The 18,497-nt window shown below is 38.7% G+C and carries 18 protein-coding genes; 13 read left to right on the top strand and 5 right to left on the bottom strand.

Annotated features, from left to right (window positions below; genetic code table 11):
• Nucleotides 1–25: 25 nt before the first annotated feature.
• Together CDOM16188_RS07130 and CDOM16188_RS07125 are read right to left on the bottom strand one after the other, a co-directional pair.
• Nucleotides 26–1,402 carry a M23 family metallopeptidase gene (locus CDOM16188_RS07130; protein ID WP_172200837.1) on the bottom strand — a complete coding sequence of 459 codons (1,377 nt, stop codon included), beginning with the start codon at nt 1,400–1,402 and terminating at the stop codon, nt 26–28.
• A 61-nt stretch (nt 1,403–1,463) separates the two neighbouring features.
• Nucleotides 1,464–2,294, bottom strand: coding sequence for a prephenate dehydrogenase (locus CDOM16188_RS07125; RefSeq protein ID WP_172200835.1), 831 nt, complete (start codon nt 2,292–2,294; stop codon nt 1,464–1,466).
• 92 nt (nt 2,295–2,386) lie between these two features.
• Here CDOM16188_RS07125 and bamA point away from each other — a divergent pair, with 92 nt between their 5' ends.
• Both bamA and ribD read left to right on the top strand, forming a co-directional pair.
• Nucleotides 2,387–4,609 carry an outer membrane protein assembly factor BamA gene (gene bamA, locus CDOM16188_RS07120; protein WP_172200833.1) on the top strand — a complete coding sequence of 741 codons (2,223 nt, stop codon included), beginning with the start codon at nt 2,387–2,389 and terminating at the stop codon, nt 4,607–4,609.
• 130 nt (nt 4,610–4,739) lie between these two features.
• A complete protein-coding gene (gene ribD, locus CDOM16188_RS07115; RefSeq protein WP_172200831.1) occupies nt 4,740–5,807 on the top strand; it encodes a bifunctional diaminohydroxyphosphoribosylaminopyrimidine deaminase/5-amino-6-(5-phosphoribosylamino)uracil reductase RibD in 1,068 nt (355 codons plus the stop codon).
• A 783-nt stretch (nt 5,808–6,590) separates the two neighbouring features.
• On the opposite strand, the gene sppA is transcribed toward ribD, so the two are convergent.
• Both sppA and CDOM16188_RS07105 read right to left on the bottom strand, forming a co-directional pair.
• Nucleotides 6,591–7,460, bottom strand: coding sequence for a signal peptide peptidase SppA (gene sppA, locus CDOM16188_RS07110; protein ID WP_172200829.1), 870 nt, complete (start codon nt 7,458–7,460; stop codon nt 6,591–6,593).
• 105 nt (nt 7,461–7,565) lie between these two features.
• Nucleotides 7,566–8,786, bottom strand: a complete 1,221-nt coding sequence (locus CDOM16188_RS07105; protein WP_172200827.1) for a metal-dependent hydrolase — start codon at nt 8,784–8,786, stop codon at nt 7,566–7,568.
• Nucleotides 8,787–8,902: 116 nt separating this feature from the next.
• On the opposite strand from CDOM16188_RS07105, the gene aroQ reads away from it, so the two are divergent.
• The 11 genes from aroQ to mnmA all read left to right on the top strand — a co-directional run bounded on the left by aroQ (nt 8,903) and on the right by mnmA (nt 17,945).
• A complete protein-coding gene (gene aroQ, locus CDOM16188_RS07100; protein WP_172200824.1) occupies nt 8,903–9,382 on the top strand; it encodes a type II 3-dehydroquinate dehydratase in 480 nt (159 codons plus the stop codon).
• Nucleotides 9,383–9,384: 2 nt separating this feature from the next.
• Nucleotides 9,385–10,410 (top strand): Xaa-Pro peptidase family protein, encoded by a 1,026-nt coding sequence (locus CDOM16188_RS07095; RefSeq protein WP_172200821.1) that lies wholly within the window; start codon nt 9,385–9,387, stop codon nt 10,408–10,410.
• Nucleotides 10,407–10,889 carry a 2-amino-4-hydroxy-6-hydroxymethyldihydropteridine diphosphokinase gene (gene folK, locus CDOM16188_RS07090; RefSeq protein ID WP_172200818.1) on the top strand — a complete coding sequence of 161 codons (483 nt, stop codon included), beginning with the start codon at nt 10,407–10,409 and terminating at the stop codon, nt 10,887–10,889. The genes CDOM16188_RS07095 and folK overlap by 4 nt, the downstream gene beginning before the upstream one ends.
• A gap of 9 nt (nt 10,890–10,898) precedes the next feature.
• Nucleotides 10,899–12,278, top strand: a complete 1,380-nt coding sequence (gene flhF / locus CDOM16188_RS07085) for a flagellar biosynthesis protein FlhF (RefSeq protein ID WP_172200815.1) — start codon at nt 10,899–10,901, stop codon at nt 12,276–12,278.
• A complete protein-coding gene (locus CDOM16188_RS07080; RefSeq protein WP_169942676.1) occupies nt 12,271–13,137 on the top strand; it encodes a MinD/ParA family protein in 867 nt (288 codons plus the stop codon). The genes flhF and CDOM16188_RS07080 overlap by 8 nt, the downstream gene beginning before the upstream one ends.
• Before the next feature lie 14 nt (nt 13,138–13,151).
• Nucleotides 13,152–13,508, top strand: coding sequence for a hypothetical protein (locus CDOM16188_RS07075; RefSeq protein WP_169942674.1), 357 nt, complete (start codon nt 13,152–13,154; stop codon nt 13,506–13,508).
• Nucleotides 13,480–14,187 carry an RNA polymerase sigma factor FliA gene (locus tag CDOM16188_RS07070; RefSeq protein WP_172200812.1) on the top strand — a complete coding sequence of 236 codons (708 nt, stop codon included), beginning with the start codon at nt 13,480–13,482 and terminating at the stop codon, nt 14,185–14,187. The genes CDOM16188_RS07075 and CDOM16188_RS07070 overlap by 29 nt, the downstream gene beginning before the upstream one ends.
• Nucleotides 14,187–15,293 (top strand): flagellar motor switch protein FliM, encoded by a 1,107-nt coding sequence (gene fliM / locus CDOM16188_RS07065; RefSeq protein ID WP_169942670.1) that lies wholly within the window; start codon nt 14,187–14,189, stop codon nt 15,291–15,293. The genes CDOM16188_RS07070 and fliM overlap by 1 nt, the downstream gene beginning before the upstream one ends.
• The gene (fliY, locus tag CDOM16188_RS07060; protein WP_172200809.1) at nt 15,283–16,131 is read left to right on the top strand and encodes a flagellar motor switch protein FliY; all 849 of its coding nucleotides are present in this window, start codon (nt 15,283–15,285) and stop codon (nt 16,129–16,131) included. The genes fliM and fliY overlap by 11 nt, the downstream gene beginning before the upstream one ends.
• Nucleotides 16,132–16,203: 72 nt before the next feature.
• Nucleotides 16,204–16,797 (top strand): TIGR00730 family Rossman fold protein, encoded by a 594-nt coding sequence (locus CDOM16188_RS07055; RefSeq protein WP_367649341.1) that lies wholly within the window; start codon nt 16,204–16,206, stop codon nt 16,795–16,797.
• A gap of 134 nt (nt 16,798–16,931) precedes the next feature.
• Nucleotides 16,932–17,945 (top strand): tRNA 2-thiouridine(34) synthase MnmA, encoded by a 1,014-nt coding sequence (mnmA, locus tag CDOM16188_RS07050; protein WP_172200803.1) that lies wholly within the window; start codon nt 16,932–16,934, stop codon nt 17,943–17,945.
• 172 nt (nt 17,946–18,117) lie between these two features.
• On the opposite strand, the gene CDOM16188_RS07045 is transcribed toward mnmA, so the two are convergent.
• On the bottom strand, nt 18,118–18,423 hold the full coding sequence (locus CDOM16188_RS07045) for a monooxygenase (protein WP_172200800.1): 306 nt from the start codon (nt 18,421–18,423) through the stop codon (nt 18,118–18,120).
• Nucleotides 18,424–18,497: the final 74 nt, after the last annotated feature.

The raw sequence follows: 18,497 nt of genomic DNA, 5'->3' as shown, positions 1-18,497 counted from the left end.
ACATATTTTTGGTAACAAATTCTAGTTATTTGCCACTTATCATTTTTTTTGCCGAATTTAGCACGCCTGAAACGTTATCTTTCATCCAGCCCATATCCATCCACTCCTCGGGTCTTACCTCTATGCCTTGCACTATCATTCCAAAATGCAGGTGATCTCCCATCGCAAGTCCGCTAACTCCCGTTGTGCCTATTATATCGCCCGCTTTTACTTCATCGCCTGTTTTTACTGTCAAAGACGTGCAGTGTCCATAAAGCGAAAATACGCCAAATCCGTGATTTATTATCACATTTTGTCCGTAGATTCCGTTTTCTCCTGCAAATTCTACTATGCCGTCATTGCTTGAAACGATGTTCGCTCGTTGGGTAGAAGCAAGATCTATTCCCATGTGCCAAGATTCGCTTATCTCTTGATCGCCTAAGGTATAGTATCTATGATCGCCAAAGCTCGCTACCGCCTTGCCGTTTTTAAGCGGGTAGAATTTCTTAAGACCAAATTCGCTTATCGTATCGGTTGAAATTTTAGACGTAGCGTCGGCTATGAGCTTTTCGTTCGCCGCCCTTAGGGTTTCGTTTACGAATTTCATCTTTTCTACGTTTGACATGCTTTCATAATCTTTTGCGTATTGTTGCGCAAGATCCGGGATTTTTTCATTTAAAAATCTATTTTGATTATCCAGTTTTATTTTAGAAACACGGTAGCTTCGGTTTTGGTAAAAAAACCTTATCTTGCTTCTGCTTTCGTTTCCTGCAAGATCAACCGCTACCACATCGGCGCTAAATGAACTTTCATCCACCGGCCAAGCCACTAAAGACGCGTAGTGATCGTCTTGATAAAATTTGGTAGGTATGAATTTTTTGCCGAAATTTGACTCGATATAGACATCTTTTAACCTCTCGTCGTTTGCTTTAAATACGACTGTGGCGGTGCCTCCTTTGTTTATCGCGTAGGAGTGATTTAGGATGTGAAGATCGGGTTTTTTGCTGTCTACCGTTACTTTTACCTCTTTACTCTCCTTGTTGCCAAAGAAAAAGCCCCATCTGCTCGTATCTACGGCTTCAAATTTGAGAGTATAAAGATCTTTTTGTGCGGCAAATCCCGTCTTTGGAAAAGTTATATTCAGATCAAGCGAACCGATTGGAGCATCAAATTTTTGGTTCGACAAGACTATATCGTTTGCTCCGTCGTTCATAACTATTTTTATCGATTTTACGGCAACATTGTCGGTTATCTTAACCTGCAAAGGGGATTTTAAATTCCAATAAATTTCATCTTCAATACCGATTTGCGGAGCTTCTCGCTCAAACGTATTTGATGTAAAAAGCAAAAATCCGCTTACTGCAAGCAAAACGACAATAATGCCGTAAGCTATAAAATTTGAATTTCTTCCGCGTCTTCTCATAAATTTTCCTAATTTTAATTTTTGCTGAATTTTACTAAAAAGCTATAAATTTCAAGTAAATTTATAAAATTTCGCGTATCTTTCTGGCCTCACTCATCCAATCTCTAAGCTCGTCCCACCTCTCTTCGCGCACCAAATTTTCGCACACTGCAAGTTCGTCTTTAAACATTTTAATAGAGCTTATTAGATTGTCTTTGTTTTGCTTAAATATATCACTCCACATTACGGGCGAGCTTTTGGCGATTCTTATCATTCCGTTAAAACCCGTGCCGCTAAGAGCGATGATGTTTTTTTTATTCTCTTTTTTTAAAACTCCTGCCGCAAGCGAGAAGCTTATCGCGTGAGGAAGGTGAGAGATAAGCCCTACGTGGTGATCGTGCTCTTTTGCACCCATGAATATAATCTTCATTCCAAGGTGAGAAAATAGCTCGACTGATCTTTTTACATGTTTTTCGCTACTCTCTTTAAAATCACAAATGGCAACCACCGCTCCATTAAAAAGCCCTGAAAATGCCGCCGTAGGACCTGAATATTCAGTTCCTGCCATAGGGTGGGCTGGTACGAAATTTGCTCTTATCTTTTCAGGAACTGCTTCGATGATCTTTTGTTTTGTACTTCCAAGGTCGATTATGGTTGTGTTTTCGTCTATGTCTTCAAATTCTTTTACTATATTGATTATCGCTTCGACAGGGATTGCAAGAAAGATGATATCGCACTTCTTTTTCATCTCTTCAAGAGATAAAATTTCATGCACAAGGCCTAGTTCCAGAGCCTTTTTTTCGTGCTCTTTGCTTATATCAAGACCGCTAACGCAAGAGATTAGCTTTTCGTTTTTAAGACAGAGTCCAAGCGAGCCTCCGATAAGCCCAAGCCCTATAATTCCGATTTTCATAGTGATTGCCTTTATGAAATTATTAAATTTATATTGTTTAAAATTAAAATGTGTTATTATACCGCCTAATACTCATTTTTAGGTTAAATTCAATGAAAAAAAGCGTTTTTTTACTACTTGCTGCGGTATGTTTTAGCGGCGCTACCGAGATAAAGTCTATAAATTTTAAGGGTCTTTTGCATCTTTCTCCTGAAGTTGCCAAGGAGATCATGGGGCTTAGAGTGGGTGATGTGCTGACCGGCGATAGCACCGATAGAGCCATATCAAATTTATTTAGGCAAAATTATTTTGATGATATTTATATCGAGGAGAGCAACGGCGACATCCTTGTAGTGGTGAAAGAAAAACCAAGCATAGCAAGACTTGATATAAAAGGCGTCGTTACAAACGATAAGACCGCGATAGACGGACTTATCGGCATAAAACAAGGTCATATGTATGACGAGCTTGCCATAAATAGAGCCAAAGAGCGTATCAGGCAGTATTACGAGTCAAAGGGGTATTTTGATACCGTTATAGACGTGAAAAAAGAGCCGGTTACGGGAAGCGAGAGTAGCCTCTTTGTGACTCTTAATATCAACCGTGGCGAAAATATGATAATCCAAAAGGTAAATTTAATAGGCGCTAAGGTTTTTGATTACGGCGATATAGAGCCTGTCGTGGCCAACAAGCAGCGTGAATTTATGGGCTGGATGTGGGGCAGAAACGACGGTAAGGTTAAGCTCTTTGAACTGCCTAACGACTCTGCGAGAATTCAAGATAAATACTTCCAAAAAGGCTATTTGGACGCTACGGTTTCAACTCCTTATCTTAACGCCTATATGGATAACTATATGGCGGATCTTACTTACTACGTAACCGAAGGAGAGCCATATACCGTATCAAACGTGACCATAGAGGCACCTGATTTCCTTGAGCTTGACGAAAGGGAGATGGTTAAGAAATTTAAGCTTGAAGCCGGAGATAGAATGAATTCGGCTCGCTTAAGATCAGATATCCAAAAGCTTGAAAATATGATAGCCGATCAGGGCTATGCGTTTGTAAGAGTTGTACCTCAGACGTTTAAAAATTCAGATGAGCATACGGTTGATATCACCTACGAGGTAGTTCCCGGAGATAAAGCATATATAAGAAACGTGCAAATTTCAGGAAATGACAGAACTATCGATAGAGTAGTAAGAAGAGAGATGTATCTTACCGAAGGAAATTTGTATAATAGAACCGATCTTGAAGATAGCAAGTCGGCACTTAAAAGAACGAGTTATTTTGAAGATGTCGAGATAAAAGAAGAAAGAGTCGGCGTAAATGAAGTTGATCTTTTGGTAGATGTTAAAGAAGCTTCAACGGGCTCTATAAGTGGCGGTATAGGATATGGAAGCTCGGACGGATTGCTATTAAACGCGAGCGTTTCTGATACAAACGTCTTTGGTTCAGGACTAAAGGGCGTTATAAGCGTAGATAGAAGCGATAATGAGCTATCAGGTCAGATAGGACTTACAAATCCTAGAATTTTTGATTCGGAATACAGCCTTGGCGGCACGCTTTATGCCAATGACTACGATTGGAATAACTATAAAGAGAAATCATACGGTTTTACTACTACGCTTGGTAGAAAGATCACTAGAAATTTAAGTGCTTCGCTTTCTTATGTTATAGAGCAAAGCGACATCAAAGGACTTACCGAAACTCTTCTTAGAACTGGCTACAGAGAAGGTAAAAGCATAAAGAGCGCCTTAATACCTGCTTTAAGTTATAATAGCACTGATGATTATTACCTTCCTAGAAAAGGCATCATGGCAAGCACCAGTCTTGAATTCGCTGGCGTTGGGGGAGATGAGAAATTTTTAAAGAGCAGAACGAATTTTAACTGGTATTTAGGCTTAAGAGAGTGGATTGATTACGATCTTATCTTAAGATACAAGGCAAGCTTTGGCAAAATTTGGGATAGAGGCTATGTGCCTATCAACGAAAAGCTTTATCTGGGCGGCATCAGAAACCTGCGCGGATATGATTCAAGAACGGTTACTCCGAAAAATATCTACGGTGACGAGATCGGTGGCGGAATTTCATTTAACAACTCCGCAGAACTTAGCTTTCCTTTGATAGACCGCGTTAAAATGCGTGGATTTGGCTTCTTTGACTACGGCAAGATAGGCGAAAGTAGCTTAAACGAGATAACAAGATATAGTGCAGGCGGTGGCATAGAGTGGATTACGCCTATAGGTCCTTTGCAGCTGATATTTGCCAAACCGATAGGTAAAAAGCCGGGGGATAAGACGAGTACGTTTGAATTTACCATCGGTCAGAGATTTTAAAATTTTTGTGAGCTCTTTTTAATGAGTTTGAAAATTTAAATTGGAGATAGGCTATTTGCTTTATTTTGATTTAAATTTTCTCACGATATTTTCACTTAAATTTTGATTATCTCAAATTCTTGGACTATCAATGATAAACGATGAATTTTATATGTCTCTTGCTATAAAAAAGGCTTGGGAATTTCAGCTTTTAACCTATCCAAACCCTGCTGTAGGATGTGTTATACTAGATAAAAACGGACGAATTTTAGCTATAAAGGCTCATAAAAAAGCAGGCTTTTTGCATGCCGAACCGTTAGCCGTATTTTTTGCACTTTGCACCCTCAATAAAGATTTTTTAGCTAATTTTTTAAGAGAGTATAACCGCGAGTTTAACTTAAATTTTAGCGACATCTCAGATCTTGAAAATGCCGATTTGGAGCCCAAATTTACCTACGAATTTATACTTAAAAACCACGATAATTTATTAGAGCATGCTAAGGCTTACGTTACTCTTGAGCCATGCTCTCACGAGGGCAAAACTAAGTCTTGCGCAAATTTGCTAAAAGAGCTTAGGTTTAGCGAAGTTGTCATCGCAAGAATAGATGAAAACAAAATCGCTTCCGGTGGCGCTGAAATTTTAAAAGCTAGCGGAATAAAAGTAAAATTTGGCGTTTTAAAAGAGGCTGCAGATGAACTCATAGAGCCTTTTTTAGCTTGGCAAAGCGGAAATTTTAGCTTTTTTAAACTCGCTCTTAGCGCAAACGGAGTAACAAGCGGAGGAATAATATCAAACGAACTTAGCAGAACTCATTCCCATAAGCTTAGAAGTGTGTGTGATATGTTGGTAATCGGCGGAAATACGGTTAGAGTTGATCTCCCTACGCTTGATACTAGGCTTATCTCAAACGGCAAAAATCCTGATATTTTGATATATTCAAGAGATAAAAATTTTGATAAAAGTATCCCGCTTTTTAATGTCAAAAACCGCAATATTGAGATTTCAGATAGCTTGGAAAATGCTTTTAAAAAGCCTTTGGTAATGTTTGAAGGTGGAGAAAATTTCTTAAAAAATCTTGACGAGCGTGTTAAATGGATTTTGATATATCAATCAAGCGAGTTCAAAGACGTGCCTAATGCAAGGTTAAATTTAAAATTTAAAAGGCTTTTTGGCTCCAATTTTGCAAGCGACAGCTATACTTGGCTTAAAAGAATTTGACTTTTATATTTTTAGCCTGCAAAAATAAATTTTAGTAATTTTTCTTTATACAAATTTACGTTTTTAAGATTTTGTAATAATACGCAAAAATGTCTTATAATCTTTAAACTCAACTATTTTATTTCTAATTTGCTTTTTATACCATATGAGTTCATAATGCTTTTGGCGGTAAGAATTTATTTAAATTGTATAACGAACAACTATGTTATATTTATAAATTAAATTTAATAATAAAGAATTAATTAAATAAAAGTTATTAAGTAGTCTAAAATAACGAATTTGCAAGGCCTGAGACTACACGGGAAGGGAAAGAAAGGGAAGGGATGTTTTGTCTCAGACCCACAGTGTAATTATATAAATTTAAAATTTAAAATTAGTTTATTTATTATAATTTTTTATTTTATTTTTATAATTATGAAAAAATATTAATTAAATATATTTCGTACGATTGTTATTTCAAATAAAAAAGCAATCACTATACACGCTTTTCCTATTCAGTTTTATATGGCTATAAAGCCCCTTGAATTATTTGGACACTAAATACAAAAATAAGCCCAAAAATATTTTATATTTTTGTTAAGATAAAGTTTTTATTATGAGATTTTTGACTTCAAAAAGCACAACTAAAACTTGCACAAAAAATACCACACGTAGTCCGAAAGTAGCAGTCTAGCACACCCACTTCCTTTAATTTTTCAGGATGCATACCTGGTACTTTACGGATAGAGCGATTAATGTTTGGTTTTTAACAAATGTCAGTGTTTTATTTTACAGAGCCTATCTTTATCTTACGCTCGTATTTAAAAACATATCCAAAAGGCTATTTACATTTTTTTGCAAAAACTCGTCTAAAAATTTCTCAATTTTAGGCTTTTGTTTCCAAGTAGGCTGGCTCACACCGCTTAGCTCTTCTATCTCTTTTCTTGCCGAATAATAGTCACTTAGCTCATCGATTAAGCCCATATTTTTCGCTTCACTCGCTAAAAATACCCGTGCGTTTGCCCATTTATCGCTAGCGTTTATATCAAGATTTCTAGCCGCCGCAACATCGCTTACAAACATATTGTAAGACTGCTTGACCAGGCGCTCAAGCTCGGTACGCTCAGCTTCGTTCCACTTTCTGGCAAACGTTCCCGCCTCTTTAAATTCACCCGCTTTTACTACTTGCTGTGCCACTCCGATCTTGCTTGCCAGTTCGCTTATGTCGGGCGCTTGCAAGATGACGCCGATGGAGCCGATAAAAGAGCCCGGATTGGCTAGAATTTTATTTGCGTTTACTCCTGCATAGTAGCTTCCGCTTGTCATTGATCCGCTTGTGTAGGCAATGACCGGTTTTTTAGCTCTTAAATTTTTAACCGCTATTGCAAGCTCCGTGCTTGGAGCAAGTGCACCGCCAGGGCTATCGATGAATAGCAAGACGCCTTTTATCTGATCGTTTTTGCTTGCGGCGTGTATCTCTTCAAGCGTTTTTGAGCTGTCTCTGATCGCGCCTGAGATGTTTATTTGGGCTAAATTTGGCGCATTTACGCCATTGTTATCGCCGCTTGAAAATATCAAAAACAAGATCAGCAGAAATATCATCGCCTTAAAATAAGTGTTTATAAATTTTAAAATCGCAATTATAGGCGAAAAAATCAATTTTAAAAATCCCATAAATTTCCTTTTTGTGTTTTAATTTTCATAAATTTGACAAAGATTGTAGCAAATTTATGAAAATTCGCTCATAAATTTAATCAAAATCCTGCCATGTATTTAATCTTAAAGCTCGCAAATTTTGCCGTTTATGTAAAGATTTCGGCAATTTTTAGTGTGAAGCAAAAGCATAAGTGCAAGTTCGCTCTCTTTGATCTCGCCAAACCCTTCATAAACAGCTATATCAGCGATTTTGCCGGTAGCGACCTCTCCTAAATCTAGCCCTAAAGCTTTTGCTGCGTTTGAAGTTGAAGCTAGGATTAAAATTTGGGCTAAATTTTGAGGATTAAATTCGCTATGGATTAATAAATTAGCTCTTAACTCATCAAAAAAATTCAGGCTTATATTTGAGCTAAGTCCGTCCGTGCCGATGTTAAAAGGAATTTTTTCGTCAATTAAATTTTGTAAATTTAGTGTCTTTTTACTAAGCAGGCGGTTTGAAAATGCACAATGCGTAACACTATGAAATTCGCGCTCAAATTTGCTAAAATCATCAAGATAAACGCAGTGCGTAAAGAGCGTTTTGATACCGGAAAATAGTGATATAAAGCTATTTACGTCATAAAAAGGCGTGGCTGATTTGTTAAATTTGCCAAGCCACTCTTTAAACCCGCCGGACCCATTCGTAAGCCAATCTTTTTCGTGATTTGATTCCATAAGATGAGTCGATACGATTAAATTTTCATCGCGGGCGATTTGAAGTGCGAAATTCGCCAGTTTGGGATGAGTGGAGTAGGGCGAATGAACCGAAATCGCGGGAATAAAAAGCTCGTTTTGTGCCTCTTTACTCTTTTTAAATCGCGAGATGAAATTTTGCTTGTTAGTTTCTAAAATTTGCTCGTTTGTGCCTAAAATTTCATTAAAATAAATTATCCGCGCGCAGCTTTTTACGCAAGGCTCAAAGTCGCTTCCGAAGCTTGAAACAGCGCCTATCGTGCCCACTCCGCTTCTTTGAATTTCTTTTATGGTTTTTGCTATAAGCGCTTGGTTTGCCTCTTTTGAAAGCTCGCTGCGAGAGGCTATTACGCTACTTAACCACTCTAAAAAATCCCCATAAACCAGGCTTGTTTTATTTGCGCTGAATTCAAGATGAACGTGCGGATTTATAAATGCAGGAGCGATGATAGCGTCTTTTGCGTCTATGAAATCAGCCTGCGGAAATTGTTTAATTAGCTCGCTTGCTTCGCCCGTTTTTAAAATTCTATCCTCAAATGCTACCGCTTTATCCTTTAAGATAGTGAAATTCTCATCGCAGAGCATGATAAATTTGGCTTTTATAATTGTCATTTTTTAACTCCGAATTTGTGTGATTGTAGCAAAAAAACTCAAATCATAGAAGTATGATATAAGAAATAAAAATGTATAATTAAAGCTAAATTTAAAATTTACGAAAAGGATAAAACGTGGAAAGAAATTTCAAAATTATGGTGATCCAAGGTCCAAATATCAACCTTCTTGGCACACGAGAGCCTAATATCTACGGCATTATGAAGATGGAGGATATACACTCTCAGATGAAGCTTTTTGCAGAGCAAAATAACATAGACATAGAATTTTTTCAAAGCAACTTAGAGGGCGAAATCGTAGATAAAATTCAAGAGTGCTTTGGCGAGGTTGACGGTATCATCATAAATCCTGCCGCTTACACGCATACTTCAATAGCCATTAGAGATGCGTTAAGTGCGGTAAATTTGCCTGTTATCGAAGTGCATATAAGCAACATCCACCGCAGAGAAGAATTTAGACAAAAAAGCATGATAGCGCCTGTTACCGCAGGTCAAATCATCGGCTTTGGACCTGTGGGATATCATCTGGCTATGATCGGCATGCTTCAAGTTTTTGAGCAAGTAAAAGCGATGAGAGCGGCTCAAAAAGCGGAGTAAGAATGCGAAATTTTATCCTAAGAGATGAAAACGCTATCTATGCGCAGTGTGGATATAGCTGTGATAATGCGATATTTTTAAGCATTAACGGGCGTAAATTTTTCCTGACCGACGCAAGATACGCTATCGAAGCAAGAGAGCTTGCCAAAGGGTGCGAAGTCGTTGAGATAGAGCGCTCTTTGATAAAGGATACTAGGCTATTTTTGCGAAAAAACGGGGTTAAAAAGATGGATTTTAACCCGCTTGATTTTAGCTACGGCGCATTTAGTGAGCTTAGTAAAAATCTTAGGATAAATTTCACGCCAAAGCCTAATTTCTCACAAATTTCACGCATGATAAAGAGTGAAGACGAGATAAAAATTTTAAAAGAGGCAGCAACTCTTGGAGCAAAGTGCTTTGATGAATTTGCTCAGTTTGTAAGGCAAAACGGCGAGGGAATGAGCGAAGAGGAGCTGTTTTTTAATGCCGAGCTTATATTTAAGCAGCGCGGCGAGCTTGAGCTTAGCTTTAGCCCGATCGTTGCGATAAACGAAAATGCGGCTAAAGCGCATGCCTTGCCAAGCAAAAAGAAGCTAAGACATGGCGATTTGCTCTTACTTGATGCCGGTGTAAAATTTAAGCATTACTGTTCTGATAGAACTAGAACTGCGTGCTTTGATGAAAATTTTAACTTTTCAAAAGAGCAAAATTTTAAAAGCTCAAAGCATCAAGAGATTTACGAGATAGTAAAAGAGGCTCAAATTTTAGCTATTAAAGCCGTTCAAATCGGTAAAAAAGCTTGCGAAATAGATGCGGCGGCGCGTGAATTTATCGCCAAGCAAGGCTTTGGAAAGCAGTTTTTTCACTCTACGGGACACGGTGTGGGGCTTGATATACACGAGCTTCCGTTTATCTCTGCCCGCTCAAACGAGATCATAAAAGAGGGCATGGTTTTTAGCGTGGAGCCTGGGATTTATATAGAGGGTGAATTTGGCGTAAGGATCGAGGATGTCGTAGTGGTTCGCCAAGACGGAGCTGAAATTTTATGAAGCTAGCCGGAATGAGACGTTTTGAAAAAAGCGTTTTTTTTCCGAGAGTTTTAAATTACAAACACGGCTTTAAAAATGTCGCAGTCTTAGGACTTGGCGGTAATATCGGAGAGGTTAAAAAGCGTTTTGATAGGCTTTATAGAGCTTTGCAAAACGATAAGCGGATACATATCGTAGAGAGTTCCGAAATTTTAGTAAATGAAGCCTTTGGGTTTAAAGAGCAGGCGGATTTTTATAATTCGGCGGTCTTGATTCAAACTAGCCTAAGTGCTAGAAATTTGCTTAAAGTAACGGCGAATTTAGAGAGGCGTTTTGGGCGGATTCGTAGCTTTAAGGATGCGCCAAGAACGCTTGATATAGATATTTTATATTTTAGCGGAGCGAGTAGAAATGACGCGAGACTTACTCTTCCGCATGTGGGAGCAAAGAGCAGGTTAAGCGTGATTTTGCCGCTTGGGTTAATGAAAAGGGTTAGGTAAGGAGTAAATTTGGCAACGAAGCTTTATACATTTACGGGCGAAAGTAGCATAGAAGCTCTTAAAAAGGCGCAGGAGCAGTGCGGAGAGAGGGCTATGCTGGTTACCACTAAGCAAATTCGACCAAAAACGATAAACAAAAAGCCTCTTTATGAAATTTTAGTAAGCGTGGAAGAGGAGGATGAGCCAAAGCAAGTCGCAAAGAGCGTTAATTTAAAAGGCTATGATAAATTTCAAAACCAAAATAACAAATTTGAACAAAGACCGAAATTTGAGATAGAAGAGCTTCCTTTAAGAGATGATTTTACCGTTTCGGACGATGAGCTCTTTGGTAAATCCCGTGCTAAAAACGAGTTTAAAAGCGATGATAATATCCTTGTAAATATCTCAAAAGCCGCAAAAGAGATAAGTGAGATAACCAAATCAAGCGGCATGCAAAGCATACAAAACGACAATCCCGAAGGCTATAACAAAAAAATCGATGATGTAGCAAAGCAGATGAATGCGCTAAGCGATAAGGTAAATTTGATAGCCGACATGATCTGGGAAGAAAAGGCGCCTGGCAGAAACAATCTCGTCATACCGCCTGAATTTGCAAGTATCTATAAAGCGGCTAAAAAAAGCGGTATGAAGGAAGAGCACTTAGAAGCGATCATGCAAACTACAACCCAAAATATGCCGGCTTCGATGAAAACAAATCCAAACGCCGTTAAGCGGTATTTTTATTCTCTGCTTCGCAAGATGCTTCCATGCAGGATCGAGCAAGATAATAAAAAACAAAAGATAATGATGCTGGTTGGGCCAACGGGAGTCGGCAAGACTACCACTCTTGCCAAGCTTGCCGCGCGGTTTGCTTATAGCGGCGAGAAGCGCTATAAAACGGGCATTATCACCCTTGATACTTATAGGATCGGTGCGGTTGAGCAGCTCTTTCAGTATGCCAAGATGATGAAGCTGCCGATACTTGACGTGATCGAGGTTGAGGACTTTAAAAGCGCGATAAAGCAGCTAAATCACTGCGACGTGATACTTATAGACACGACGGGAAATTCGCAGTATGATAAAGAAAAGCTAGCTAGGCTTGAAAAATTTTTAAAGAGTGCGGATGCGCAGATAGATGTGAATTTGGTCCTTTCTGCGGGCTCAAAAGTCGAAGATCTGCTTGAAATTTACGATGGATTTTCATTTCTTGATATAGATACTTTAATTATCACCAAATTTGACGAGACGAAAATTTTCGGTAACGTCTTTTCGCTTATTTATGAGACAAATACGCCCGTTAGCTTCTTTTCGGTCGGGCAAGAGGTGCCTGATGATATCATGGTGGCTAAGAGCGAATTTTTAGTCGAGTGCGTGCTGGAAGGCTTTGAAAAGGAAGCAAACAATGAGTAGTCAAGCCGATAAACTAAAATCTCTCGTAGCTTCAAATAAAAGAGCCAAAAACACTCATTTTGTAGCTATCACAAGCGGTAAAGGCGGCGTTGGCAAGAGCACGATAAGCGCGAATTTGGCAAACATCCTTGCAAACAACGGCTATAAAGTGGCCTTGTTTGACGCGGATATCGGGCTAGCGAATTTAGACGTGATACTTAATGTGCGTGCTAGTAAAAATTTGCTTCACGTGCTAAAGGGCGAGTGTTCACTAAAAGATGTTTTAATCGAGATAAAGCCGAATTTGACGCTGATTCCTGGCGAAAGCGGCGATGAAATTTTAAAATTTAACAACCAGTTTTTATATGAGAGATTTTTAGATGAGGCCAGCGTGCTTGACGGGCTTGATTTTCTCATCATTGATACGGGTGCGGGCATAGGCGGAAATACCCATATGTTTTTAGAAGCCGCCGATGAGGTGATAGTAGTAACAGTGCCTGATCCTGCGGCGATTACCGATGCTTACGCGGTTATAAAAGTAACTTCAAAGATAAAAGACAACATGCTTATGGTTTTTAACATGGTTAAAAACGAAAAAGAGGCGGTTAGAATTTTTGAAAATATCCAAAAAGTAGCGCGCGCAAATATAGGAAGCGGACTGAAGCTTGAGCTTTTGGGCTATTTAAGTGATGATAAAAACGTATCGCGCAGCATAAAACAGCGAACACTTTTTACTCAGGAGAGTGAATTTAGCTTAAGTAGCGGCGAGATGAAGGATATCGCTTCAAGGCTACTTTACAGGTTGGAACGAAAAGTGCTTGATACGACGGATAACAGGAGCTTTAAGGGCTTTTTTAAACGTTTAATAGAGCAATTTTAAATTTAGGACGAATTTTGAGAGCGGAAAATTTTATAGCGTTTTTTACGGTGTGCGGGTTTTTCATAGGACTTATGTTTGTTACTTTAAAAGTAAGCGAACCTATCGAGATGATGGTGTATACATTTCTTATAACATTTGTCTTTTACCTGCTTATTCACATCATTATCATGAACTACATCGACGCTAAGAGAATTTTAAAAGGGCACAGCAAAGAGGAGTATGAAGAGACGGCTGATTATCTCATATCCGAGCTTGGTATAAGAGAAAAGCGTATAGATAGCCTGCTTGCCAAGCTTGCGGTGGAAAATGCGCTTATTAAGCAAACCTTGAGTAGCAAAAAGCATGGACAGAGCAAAGCAAAAGCAGCTTAACGCTTATGCGCAAACGATAAAAAAAGAGCAAGACGATATAGTCTTGCAGTACATGCCGGCACTGCGCGCGATGGCTTTTCGCCTAAAAGAACGTCTGCCTTCGCACATAGACGTAAATGACCTCATAAGCACCGGGCTTGAAGAGATGATCAAGCTATCTCGCAAGTATGATAAGGAGCAAAATGACTCGTTTTGGGGCTATGCTAAAAAAAGAGTTTACGGCTCGATGCTTGATTTCTTGCGAAGTCTTGATGTGGTAAGCAGAGCCAGCAGAGCGCTTATAAAGAGTATTGACAGCTTGGTTGATGAATATTTCAATGCTCACGAAGAAGAGCCTAGCGATGAGTATTTAGCTAGCGTTCTTGATGAAGATATAGATAAAATTCGCGATGCTAGAAACGTAAGCTCGGTAGTTATGACTCTTAGTTTGGACGATCAGATGCAAATTCTAAGTGAAGAAAACGTACTTGATAGAGTTGAAAAAGAGGACATGATAGAAAATATCGAGCAAATTTTATCCACTTTTAGTAAGCGTGATCAGCTGATAATTCAGCTATACTATTATGAAGAGTTAAATTTAAAAGAGATTAGCGAAATTTTAAATATTACCGAAGGGAGAATTTCGCAAATTCATAAACGTTTAATGAGTAAGATTAGAGATAGGCTTGAGGGTAGATAATGGCTGATATTTTAAGTCAAGAAGAGATAGACGCACTGCTTGAAGTTGTCGATGAGGACGGCGATACAAGCGATATAGGAAGCTCATCGCAAGAAGATCAAAGACAGATAATTATCTATGACTTTAAGCGTCCAAATCGCGTTTCTAAAGAGCAACTTCGCGCGATAAAAGGCATTCACGATAAGCTTGCACGAAATCTGGCAAGTCAAATTTCAAGCGTTATGCGAAGTATCGTTGAAATTCGCTTGCATAGCGTTGATCAGATGACATACGGCGAATTTTTGATGAGCTTGCCAAGTCCTACCAGCTTTAACGTGTTTTCCATTAAACCGCTTGATGGAAACTGCGTTCTTGAAATAAATCCAAGTATAGCTTTCCCGATGATAGATCGCTTGCTTGGCGGTAACGGCGAAGGATTTGAAACTAGCAGAGAGCTAACCGATATAGAGGTAAATTTGCTTGACGCGATCCTTAGAATGATGATGCAGCGTCTTAAGGATAGCTGGAGCATGATAACCGACATGTATCCAAACGTGGAAGCTAAAGAGAGTAGTCCAAACGTCGTACAAATAGTCTCTCAAAACGAAATCGTTATCATGGTCGTTATGGAGATAATTGTAGGAAATTCAAGCGGTATGATAAATATATGTTATCCTGTCATCTATCTTGAGCCGATATTAAGCCGTTTGGCAAACCGCGATATAATGCTTGGCGAAACAAGCGCAAAAAAGAGCAGAAATAAAGAGCTTAAGACTCTAATCGGGCGAGCCGAAGTGCTTTATGAGGCGATTTTAGGTAAGGCAAATATAAGCGTAGATGAATTTTTGAATTTAAAAGAGGGCGATATACTTCGTCTTGATCGCTCGGCCAATGATAAAGCTATCGTAACAATCGATAAAAAAGATGTCTTTTTAGCAGAAGTGGGGCTTCATAGATTTAGAAAATCAATCAAGATAGAAGAGCTTATCAGAACCGATAGGGACGAGATTAAGCATATCTTAGAGCAGTATGAAGAAGAGCGCAAAGCAAAACTTATGAGTTACGAACAAGAGCATAACGAATATGACGATAATATGTTAGATGAAAGCAGCGAATATGATGAATGAATTTTTTAAGTTATTTGTAAATGAGGTAAAAGCGACCATCGAAGGACTTACCGGCAAAACCCCCGATATAGGTCCAAAAGCCGAATATGACGCTCCAAATCAAGAGGGCGTAAAGCCTCCTTTGGCGGTAGCAAACGTAAATATAAGCGGTGATATAACGGCTAAAATGATACTCGTAGCTACACCGGTGCTAATGAGTGCGGTAAGCGAGTGGATGATGGGCGAAGAGGAAATTTCGCGAAACGACGAGCTTGGCGAAGATGAGCTTGACGCTACGAAAGAGATATTTTCAAACATAATGGGTGCTTTTGCAACTTCGCTTGGCGCGCAAAAAAATATGCCGAAGCTGAATTTTGAAATTTCAAAGGTAAATTTCATAGACGAAAGCTCAAATTTTGATATAAGTTCATTTGAAAAACTCTATGTATATACCGTAAATATCGAAGATATACAAGAACAAATCGGAGTTGTGGTTGATTTTTCTTTTGTTAAATTTTTTAACAAAGACCATAAAGAGGGCAATGCAAATTCAAAGAGTCAAGATGACGGCGCAAAAAGCGAATTTAGCGCCGAAGAGATGCGAAATATCGGTCTTATCATGGACGTTCGCCTGCCTATACGGGTGCGAATCGGCTCAAAAAGAATGCTTTTAAAAGATGTTTTAAGTATGGATATAGGCTCGGTAATTGAGCTAAATCAGCTTGCAAACGATCCGCTTGAGATATTAATCAGCGATAAAGTCGTAGCTCTTGGCGAAGTCGTTATCGTGGATGGAAATTTCGGTATCCAGATAACGCAAATAGGAAGCAAAAAAGAGCGCTTGGAGCAGCTTAGGTAGCGATTGAAGGCTTTTTTGAGCAAAGCAGCCTTAATCTACCGCTTAAGCCTTATAAATATGACTTAAAGAGAAATAATGGAAAAAATTTTAAATGATTTAACGAAATTTAGGGATTTTGCGGCGTATAAAAATCCTAGCGTTACGTTTTTTGGTTCGGCTAGATTTGAGCCTGATAATAAATTCTGTAAGATGGCTTACGAGCTTGCTTATGCTCTTGCAAATGACGGCTTTGCCATAGTTAGCGGCGGAGGCGGAGGCATAATGGAGGCTGCTAATAAAGGCGCTTTTGATAGCGGCAAGAGCCCTTCAATCGGACTAAATATCGTCCTTCCTTTTGAACAGATGACAAATCCTTATGCGACTAGCAAATTCGTGTTTGAGAGCCTTAATGCACGCAAATTTGCGCTTATTGAGAGATCAAAGGCGTTTTTGATTTTCCCAGGAGGATTTGGTACGCTTGATGAGCTTTTTGAAATTTTGGTTCTTGCTCAAATTCGCAACAAAAGAGCTAAAATTTATCTTATCGGAAGTGAGTTTTGGAGCAAGCTTGACGATTTTATCAAAACTACTTTGATCGAGGAAAAAGCCATCAGCGCCGAAGATCTGAATCTTTATGAAATCAGCGATGATTTACCAAAAATCGCAGCTGAAATTTCTCAAATTTAAAATTATTTTATAAAATCGCACAAATTTTATTCAAAGATACTCTTAAACCCGTTTTTGATATTTTTAATGTTAAAGTCTGCGGGTATATTCAAGTAGTTTTAAATTCGCGATAGGGTATATATAAAAGGAAAATAATGAAAATTTTAATGGCGATGAGCGGAGGCGTTGATTCTACGATTAGCGCGAAAATGCTAAAAGAGCAAGGACACGAGATAATAGCTTGCTATATGAAGCTGCACAAAAAACCCGGTTATCACGAAAAAAACATTGAAAAAGTAAAAAAGGCCTGTGAGTTTTTAGGTATCAAAATGCACGTGCTTGATCTGCAAGATGAGTTTGATAAATACGTATATCAGCCGTTTGTGGATACTTATAAAGATGGTCGCACGCCAAATCCATGTGCTCTTTGCAATAAATTTATAAAGCTTGGCGAGCTGCTGAAATTCGCTAAAAATTTAGGCTGCGATAAGCTTGCTACAGGGCATTATGTGCAGGTTGAAGACGGATTTATCAAGGTTGCAAAAGATCTTAATAAAGATCAGAGTTATTTTTTAGCTCAAGTGCCACAAGAGGTGCTTAAGGATATGATTTTTCCGCTTGGCGATAAGCTTAAAAGCGATATAAAAGAGCTTGCAAAGAGCGTTGAGAGCTTACGTGAATTTGGCGAGCAAGCCGAAAGTAGCGAAATTTGCTTTGTGGATACTACATATATAGATGTCTTAAATCGCCACTATGATACGAATTTGCCGGGAGACGTGGTTGATAAAAGCGGAAAAGTAATTGGCAGACATAGCGGCTATATGCACTATACTATCGGCAAAAGGCGAGGGTTTGAGGTCTTTGGCGCGCATGAGCCGCATTTTGTTTTAAGCATAGATAGTAAAAGCAACCGGATAGTTGTCGGCTCAAAAGATGAGCTTGAGCGTAGCGATATCAAGATACAAGATATAAATATGTTTATTAACGAGCGAGAATTTGAGTGTGATGTGAAAGTTAGATACCGAAGCGTGCCTTTGCGCGCTCGTGTTTTGATAGACGGACAAACGGGACATATAGAGTTAAAAGATAGCGCTTACGGCGTAGCTAGTGGGCAGCTGGCGGTGTTTTACCGAGATGATTTGGTTATCGGAAGCGGGTTTATAGTTTAAATTTGCATTTCGTAAATTTGAATTTAGCCAGAGTGAATTAAGCTTTTAGATGTTTTAATTCACTCCTTGATTTGCTGCCTTATCTTTGGGAATTTACATTACCGCCTTTATGAACCCTTCTGTAAATATACTTTATGTTCAAATCAAGACTTAAATCGCCCGTAAATCTCATCTATTTTAATTTAAAATTTGTAATTGCGCTTAGTTTTTCATTAGCGTCTAAAATTTCATATCTGAAATTTGTAGCAACTTTGAATTCTTCAAGCCTTTTAGTGTGCATTTTGGCGTAAGTTTCGGCTTGTTGGGCGCTGTTAAAGGCATAAATTCCGCCGGCTATGCCTTTTTCTTCATTTTCGGTCCAAATTTTCCAGATAAATCCGCTTTCTTTGGTTATGGACTGGGCTAACTCTCGGCACTGCTCATACATTTTCTCGCCATAACCGCCTTTATAATCAAATAAAACTTGCATTATTACCATTGTGCCTCCTTTGAAATTTTAAAAAATTTATCATAAGCCGACTTGATATAAGCTCAAATTTGTAAGCAAGCTTA

Origin of the sequence: Campylobacter sp. RM16188, from assembly GCF_012978795.1 — a bacterium.
Classification (GTDB): domain Bacteria; phylum Campylobacterota; class Campylobacteria; order Campylobacterales; family Campylobacteraceae; genus Campylobacter_A; species Campylobacter_A canis.
Note: the sequence above shows the minus strand (reverse complement) of the source record. Positions and strands in the feature narration are given on the sequence as shown.